At 40.5% G+C, this 7,605-nt stretch carries 7 protein-coding genes and 1 pseudogene; 2 read left to right on the top strand and 6 right to left on the bottom strand.

Translation table 11 applies throughout. From position 1 onward, the window contains the following. Nucleotides 1-70 precede the first annotated feature (70 nt). The 4 genes from KGF70_RS15985 to mobQ form a co-directional block, all read right to left on the bottom strand. Complete coding sequence (locus KGF70_RS15985; protein ID WP_216786499.1) at nucleotides 71-1,195, bottom strand: ArdC-like ssDNA-binding domain-containing protein; 1,125 nt, start codon at nucleotides 1,193-1,195, stop codon at nucleotides 71-73. Nucleotides 1,196-1,198: 3 nt separating this feature from the next. Next, entirely contained in the window at nucleotides 1,199-1,414 is a 216-nt protein-coding gene (locus tag KGF70_RS15980; protein WP_027823051.1) for a hypothetical protein, read from the bottom strand. Between the two features lie 122 nt (nucleotides 1,415-1,536). Then, nucleotides 1,537-3,672 (bottom strand): DNA topoisomerase III, encoded by a 2,136-nt coding sequence (topB, locus tag KGF70_RS15975; RefSeq protein ID WP_216786498.1) that lies wholly within the window; start codon nucleotides 3,670-3,672, stop codon nucleotides 1,537-1,539. A 96-nt stretch (nucleotides 3,673-3,768) separates the two neighbouring features. Further along, nucleotides 3,769-5,832 (bottom strand): MobQ family relaxase, encoded by a 2,064-nt coding sequence (gene mobQ / locus KGF70_RS15970; protein ID WP_216786497.1) that lies wholly within the window; start codon nucleotides 5,830-5,832, stop codon nucleotides 3,769-3,771. Nucleotides 5,833-6,103: 271 nt separating this feature from the next. Between mobQ and KGF70_RS15965 the strand changes: the two genes are divergently transcribed. Both KGF70_RS15965 and KGF70_RS15960 read left to right on the top strand, forming a co-directional pair. Then, complete coding sequence (locus KGF70_RS15965) at nucleotides 6,104-6,313, top strand: hypothetical protein (protein ID WP_216786496.1); 210 nt, start codon at nucleotides 6,104-6,106, stop codon at nucleotides 6,311-6,313. A 19-nt stretch (nucleotides 6,314-6,332) separates the two neighbouring features. Beyond that, a complete protein-coding gene (locus tag KGF70_RS15960; RefSeq protein WP_075141395.1) occupies nucleotides 6,333-6,611 on the top strand; it encodes a hypothetical protein in 279 nt (92 codons plus the stop codon). On the opposite strand, the pseudogene KGF70_RS15955 reads toward KGF70_RS15960, so the two are convergent. Further along, nucleotides 6,601-7,107: pseudogene (locus KGF70_RS15955) on the bottom strand (hypothetical protein). The gene KGF70_RS15960 and the pseudogene KGF70_RS15955 sit on opposite strands and share 11 nt — an antisense overlap. Beyond that, nucleotides 7,097-7,378: a type II toxin-antitoxin system RelB/DinJ family antitoxin gene (locus KGF70_RS15950; RefSeq protein WP_128537155.1), complete on the bottom strand. Its 282-nt coding sequence runs from the start codon at nucleotides 7,376-7,378 to the stop codon at nucleotides 7,097-7,099. Before KGF70_RS15950 ends, KGF70_RS15955 begins: the two are co-directional and overlap by 11 nt. Nucleotides 7,379-7,605 lie beyond the last annotated feature (227 nt).

Raw genomic sequence — 7,605 nt, 5'->3', positions numbered from 1 at the left:
CGTGGGAAGTCCTGTTTTCGGCGGGGCTTCCTTTTTCTGTCTTCATTATAGCATGTCCCTTAAAAACTGGCTAACGTTTTAGGCTTTGATCAGGTTCAGAATCTGGTTGTTTGATTTCTGGATGCTGTTCAGCAAATGCTTGCAGCTGCTTTTGAGTTTGATCACTAATTTCTTGGTGCACATCGTTTAACTGATTTTTTAATTCTGATTTTTGTTGTGGACTAGTTGCTTGCCTAATTTGTTGTTGCAAGCTTTGATAGGACTGATTAAGATCCTGAGCTGATAGCTTTTTTAAATCATGCTCAGGTTCTTTTTGTGCTTCTTGTAAGCCTAATTGTTTGGTTAACCCGTCACTAAGCTCAATCACTTTGTTGCTAACTTGCTGGATTTCACTTAAAGCACTATGGATCACGGCTTTATCTTTGGCCCAGGTAGCTACATACCCGAGGGAGTAATTGCCTGTATCAACCCCAATGTTTTGCATGGCGACATATGCAACCGCTTCGGCTTGGGTTTCCTGATAGGCTCGTGGGCGATCTTTAAAGGCTGATTTTAATCCGTGTAGCTGGCTATGCGCATATTCGTGATATAACGTCTTTAGTTTCAAAGCATTGTCGGGCTCATCGCCACCAATGACGATTTCATTAGTGCTGGGTTGAAAATACCCCTTAGCCCCATTTAGCGTCGCTAAAGGAACTTCACTGACTTTAAGGTCGGGTTGCTGGTTTAAATAATCTTTGAACGCGTTATATAAGCTTGTCACATTCTGATGATCAGCCAAATTTTCTTTGACAAAGTCTTTAGCGCTTAGGACAGGGGCACCACTAGTTTGTGCCACGTCGAAGATGGGTAGGTAACGATAACCAACAATGGCCCGTTCGTCGGTAGTATCAAGTCGCTTTTGCTCAGCGGGTGTTAATTTCTTAATAATCGGTGCCGCAATTCGAATGGACTTAGCGCCCTTATTAACGGTGCGGTTAAAATCTGTTTGCCATTGCTTAAATCCCGCGACCTGGGTCGCTTGCGGATTTTGCGCATAAATCAAATCAATGTTTCTGGCGCTATAATGATGGAATTTAGCCAAGGTATTGAGGTACTTTTTAAATTGGCCACTATCAGTTAATTTTAGGATTTGTTGTTCAGCCTGGGCAACCAATTGTGCTTTCCAGGCTTTAACGTCTGCTTTACTCGGCATTGTCTACCCCTCCTCATCTTCAAAAATATCATTCAATGTCGGCAATGATCTTATTTGAATCGAGGTCGTGCCATAAAGGGCAACGTAACCGTCAGATAATTTTTGCCAAGCTACTTGATAATAAGCGCCGTTACCAGTGATTTCCTTTAAATACTTGTAGGGTTCTTTAGCCTGCAGAACCGGTAATTCACTCCCAATGACTGCTAATTCGTTATCCATATTTATGATCTCCTTTGTTTTGCTAATCTTACCCGTTATTTAGGTTTACTTTTGGGGTTGTAAAAGTGAACCTAAATGACGGGTTCACCAACCGGAACAACGTGAAGGGCGGTAGACAGGTTCTAATCAAAATCAAAACTTAATTTATGGCCGTCAAGCTTTAACTTGGCGGCAAACGACTTTCCTTTTTTGCTCTTGAAACCTTTTAATTTGCTGGTTTCCCCTTTGGTGACCAGTGCTTTAATCGCTGTCTTACCAAGCGTCTTGCTACTCCATTTCTTGGGCAGGGTAAAGTCCTCGCCTTGCTTAGGCTTTACAATGTAAAACTTTGTTTTGTTTAATACGGTTGCTTGTGGTGTTTCTAAGAACACGTCGGCGGCTTTTTGCGCTTGCTGTTGGTGATCGATTTGTTGCTTAATGGCTGAACTGCCAGTCAATTGCTCGGGGACATCAGCAATCAATTTTGCCACGAACTTTTTGATTTGGCTCAAAAAGTTATCCGGGGTGCGTTCTTCGGTACTGATTTGTTGTAACGCTTGCTCCCATTTAGCCGTCATTTCTGGGCTAGTTAGCAAGGGTTCGAGTTCGACCGCTTTACATAAAGTAGTTCCGGCTTCACTGACGTGAAGTTTGTTCTTTTCAGTGACGAGATAACCGCGTTTCTTTAACACTTCCAGCACATTGGCCCGGGTCGCACTTGTCCCAATACCTTGCACGTCTTTGAGAATTGCCTGGGCTTCTTCATCATCAAGCGTTTTGCCGGCTGTCTTCATTGCCGTAATCAGGGTACCTTCGGTAAATGGCACGGGTGGGGTCGTTTCTTTTTGCGGCGTTTGCAGATTTGCTTGAACTTGGTCGCCTTGGTGAACGATCGGTAGGGTGGCTGCCTCTTGCTGGTCGGCTTTGTTTTCATCAAATAAAACTTGCCAACCCTGCTTAGTTGGCACCTTACCGGTTGCTTTAAAATTGGCGTCACCAACTTGGGTGATAATGGTGGTTTCCTCGTACTCATACGGATCAGCAAACATCGCTAACGTCGTTCTTAAAACCAAGTCATAGACCTGTTGCTGTAATTTAGGTAAGGCCGCTAATTGATTTTTCGTCGGCACAACTTTAGTCATGATAATAGCGTAGTGTTCTTCAACCTTTTTCCCATTGACGTAACGTTTATTCGGGGTGGTATTGGTTAAAGCGACTTGCTTAGAGACTAACCCCAGATACTTCGTCAGATTAGCCACTAAATACTCAAATTCTTCATCAGTGATATAAGCACAATCGGTGCGGGGATAACTGAGTAGTTTGTCTTCGTATAAACTCTGAATGGCCGCCAAGGTTTGGCTGGCACTGGCATGATACCGTTTATTCATCGCACTTTGCAGACTGGATAGCGAAAATAGTTGGGGACTGGCACTCTTTTTAGCCTGCTTTTGCACATCCTTGATTAAACCGCCCTGTGAGCCTTTCTGAACGTGTTTAGCTTGCATGAATGTCATTAGCCCTGTTTCATCTTTAAACCGCTGATAGGGGTCTAATTTTGCGACGAATTTTTGCTGATTGGCTAAAATTTCCGCATTTAGTTCAAAATAGGGTTCCGGCTTAAAGTTTTTGATTGCCTGGTCTCTTTGATAGACCATATATAAGGTTGGCGTCTGTACTCGACCAATCGAATACACCCCGCGTACCCCGTTTTGTCTTAATAACAAAGTATATAAAGGACTGCCATTCATACCAATTAACCAGTCACTAATTTGACGGGTTTGGGCTTCTTTATAAGCCAAATAGTCTTTGTGCCAATCACCAAGATTTTTGAGTCCGGTAATAATCGCGTCTTTTTCTAGGCTATTCAACCAAAGGCGCTTAATCGTTTTCGACTTAACATCAATATGCGCTTGATTCATGATTGACCATGCAATATTGGAACCTTCTCGACCGCTATCGGTGGCCACAATAATGGTATCGGCTTTCGTTAACAGGTCTTTAACGATCTTGAATTGCGCTCTTTTACTAGTTGACACTTCAAACTTGTATTTGTCTGGGAAAATCGGTAAATTAGATAAGGCCCATTGCTGGTATTTCTGATCATATTTATCCGGTGTGGCTAGTTCAACTAAATGTCCGAGACCATACGTCACAAGCGTATTTTCGGGCAAAACAGGGTCACTAACCGTATAGTAACCCTGTTTTTTTGTGCTCTTTTGAAAGGCTTGGACGTATGAACGGGCTTGACTGGGTTTTTCAGCTAAGATAACAGTGGTCATGTTCGTTCACTCCTTATGATTCAGTTTCTGTTCTAATTCTTTTTTGCCTTGTTCAGCCGCTTTTAACCAGGTTTAACGGTGCATTTTTTATTCCGATTACAAGTGCATGCCCCCATCTTCATGCCGGTTTCGAGTTTGGTGTTGCCGTTGCTTTTTAGTCATTTCCCACTCGGTCTCTTTTAAACCTTGCGCCTGTCTTTGCCGTTGGTAATCTTCATCACGGGCATATAGGGTGGCCATGATTGCGTCACTAAAGGCCGTCTTTAAGTAATAGTCTGGACTAACTGGTTTGTAGTTCAATGGTTGATAATGTGCCAGCTGGGATTTTCGGTATTGATCGTCCTTAGCTTGTTGCTCTTTTAACTGTTTTTGGGTTTTCTCAATCTGACTGTTCTTAATCATTGGATCGGCTTTACATTCACCCAAAAAGAGTTGTTTAGTGCCGTCATGCTTTAAAACCCGTTGTAAGTGATGATTCTCTAACTGATCTAAGCTAAGCTGTCCCGATAAATAAGCTAGTCCTTGTTGATGTTCCTGGGTATTGAAAACCCTCGGTGGGTTTTTCTGCCACTGTGCGATTGTTCCAACCTTGCACGGCTTTAAAGCTGGATCATAGTACATCACGGCTGTATAGGCCTGTTCCTGTTTAATCATTGGGAGTTCATTAAAATTGCCATTAGGAAAGGCTTTTCTTAAAACTTCCTGGTATTGGGTTTGAATGACTTGTTTAACTGCCATTATTGTTCGCAAATCTTTGACTGCTCGAGTAATCGTTTGCTGCTCAGTTGGTGAATACTTTTCTAGTAGGCCTTGATCAACGTGTTCTAGACTTTCTAAGCTATCATCATGAATCATCAGTGTATATTTAAGTTCGATTTTGACTTCCTTTTCTTGTTGCATTAATAACTGCCAGCCAACGTATGGCCGTTTGGTAAAGGCCAATAATTGTCGGGTCAATAAATCATCACAAATATTCATTAAACGTTCGTTTAATTCACTGCCTTTGAAAATTGTTTGTTCGCTTTCGGTTTCCTTAATTAATTCTCGTCTTTCAGCTTGCGTAGTCTGTTCAAAATCAAGCTCTGGATAAAGTTTTTTCGTCGTGCGATCGACTACTTTATTTAAGAGTTCATCTGCCTTTTTTAATGAGCTTTCCTGTTGGTTAATCGTCAATAATTTTTTAGTCACATCTTCACCAATTGCATGTTTAATTAAGGTACTGTTCTTCCAATTAAATAGCATGCGCCGTTTATCATCTAAACTCTCCAAACTGATATAAGTTTTCAGTTCATGGCTTAACTCATTGACCACCCGTTTTTCATTAAACGAGAAGTGTTTACTTAGGCTATCTAAGTGACCTCTATTGATTGCTTTTTCTTGGTTGTTTTTATAACTGGCTTTGGCTTTGCGATAGTTCTTTACTTGTTGGTTAAATTCTTTTCTTTCATACCGCTTACTATTAATTCCCTCGTGTTGGGTTGGTGTATCATCTATTCCCTGCTCAGTAAATGATTTTTCACTGATCCGCTCGGGAATATTTTTTTGCTCTAAAACCTGATTGACACTAACTGCCCAATTATGACGCCATTCAATTATTTTTTCTTTCTTATCCCAATCGACCATCAGTATCTTTCTACTCTTAGGGTACTTGCTAGTTCCGGTATATGTTTTATTGCCATTTTCATCTAAAATATATTGCTTTTTGCTCTTAATTCCCCATGTTCCGTCTGGGTTAAATGGGCGGTTAGTTAACATCACATGGGCATGCGGATTATCTGGGTGGTCGCGATGAATTGCCACATCAGCTACCATGCCCTCATCAACAAAATTTTCTTGCACATATTTTGTCAGTAATTCTTTCTGTTCATCTTCGATTAGTTCAACTGGTAAAGCTACATTAAATTCTTTCGCGTACCGTGAATTTGCTCGTCGATCTTTTCTTTCGACCTCATTCCATAATTGTTCTCTATCACTCGCCCATGCTGGCGCATTTTTAGGAGTTAAAATAAAACTCTCTGGCATGACAGATCGGGCATAGAAATAGTGGCGACCTTCCTTATCATCAAATAATTTTTCACCACTTCGATAAGCGGCACTGGCAATGGCACTGCGTCCTTTACCAGCACTAATATTACTAAAACTCATATGAAAGATTGCCATATCAGTCACTGCCTTCCTTTGATTCTATGGGTTTTGGCTTTGTTGTCGCCATCGGCGACTTATAATACAAGATTTTATCACGATTTACCCCACAAGAATTTAGTGGGGTGTAAGTGCGCATTGACATCGTTTCACTCGTCCTGCTGATTCCCATAAATTTACTTATAGTGTATGCCTTCCGCTTCGCTATTTCAACTTTTATCCTTTGACTTAACGTCCTCTATATGATATAGTGTCGGTGATTATTTTCAATACGATTGGAGGGATCATTATGTCTCAAAGTAACTTAGAAAAACAAGAAGCCAAATTAAAACAGCTTAATCAAAAGATTAAAGCTGAAAAAAATAAAATTGAACAAAATCTCGGTAAGCAAATCATTAGAACAGCCAATTTGGATTATGGGACACTTACCACTCCACAGATTAAAATGATTGCTAAAAAAGTTGCCGCCTTTTTAAATCAATCTCAAAATAACCAATAATAGTTAGGTGGTAATGACTATGCCTAATCAATATGAAAAATTAGTTGAGCAGCAAGCGCGTTTAAAGCAAAAAATTGAGCGGGAAGATTTTAAATTACGGCAATCTAAATACTACGAAAATCGGCAAGCCCGCAAAGCCCGTTCTCGCCGATTAATTCAAAAAGGGGCTTTGCTCGAAAAATACTTTCAAGCTGATAACCTATCGGTCGAACAAACCGAAGAACTTTTAAAAATATTTGCCAATTACGTTAATGCCCATAAACCGAATAAATTTAAAGACGATCAGCCTAATAACTAGGCCGATCGTCTTTATTTTCTGCATCATTTTTGGGCTTGATTTCTGGGTTCTGATCCGCAAAGTCTTTTAACTATTTTTGAATTCTTTGTGTAAGCTCTGCTTTACTTTCTTTGTGCTTCCTTTTACTTGATCGCTGTTGAATTATCTTTTGACCCTTACCTCTTCTTTTTGATTTTAGGTCAAGCGTAAAATCTGAAATTTTATTTTGATCTAGCTTACTTAAATGACCGATTTCTTTAAAGTTTAAACCGGCTTTGGGAAAGCGATAAATATTACCAAGATCGACCCAGAAAGGTTTCTTCAACCCAGCGGATTGCCAATCTTGAATCGGATAATATTGTTGCTTGATATAAGCCGACTTCTTTTCATACTGACTAGTAATTTTAAAAGCCTCGACCGTCTGTTCTGATACCCGACGAATTAAAACTGGCCGAGACTTGCCACCGTTAGTTTCTACAAAACTAACGTATAGGCTGACTAAGTCATTAGTCCTCATCTGGATCGTTGAGCCAATCAGCGACCTCTTTAGCGTCTTTGAACTCGGTGACTGGTGTCCCTTCGGTCGCCTTTAAAAAGCGTAAATTAGCTCTTTCTTCTTCGCTTAAAGACACATTAAAAGGTAAAGCACCATTAGCAACAATCCGCTTGTAAAACATGTTAATGGCCGTGGTTGGATTTAAGCCCAATTCACTTAAAACTGCTTCGGTATCATCGGCCAAATCTTTATCAATCTTGACTTGGACCCGTTTCTTTTCATTAACTGCCATGATTGTCTCATCTCCCTTCTTTTGATACTACCATTATACTACCTTTTGAGTATCTTATCAATAGATAAAGCTCTGGCCTCAAATCACTTGAGCTTGGCGTTGATCTAAAGGCTGAACTTTTGAGCCGGTTAGCCTGGTTAGCTCTGGCACTCATTTAAAAGCCCCTATTCTTCTGTTTAAGCCATTTAAATCTAACTTAAGTATAAAAAAAAAGGTCGGTAAGCCTT

The sequence above is a fragment of the Lactiplantibacillus sp. 7.2.4 genome (genome assembly GCF_018991185.1).
Lineage (GTDB): Bacteria > Bacillota > Bacilli > Lactobacillales > Lactobacillaceae > Lactiplantibacillus > Lactiplantibacillus pentosus.
This window is presented reverse-complemented; position numbering and strand designations above follow the sequence as displayed.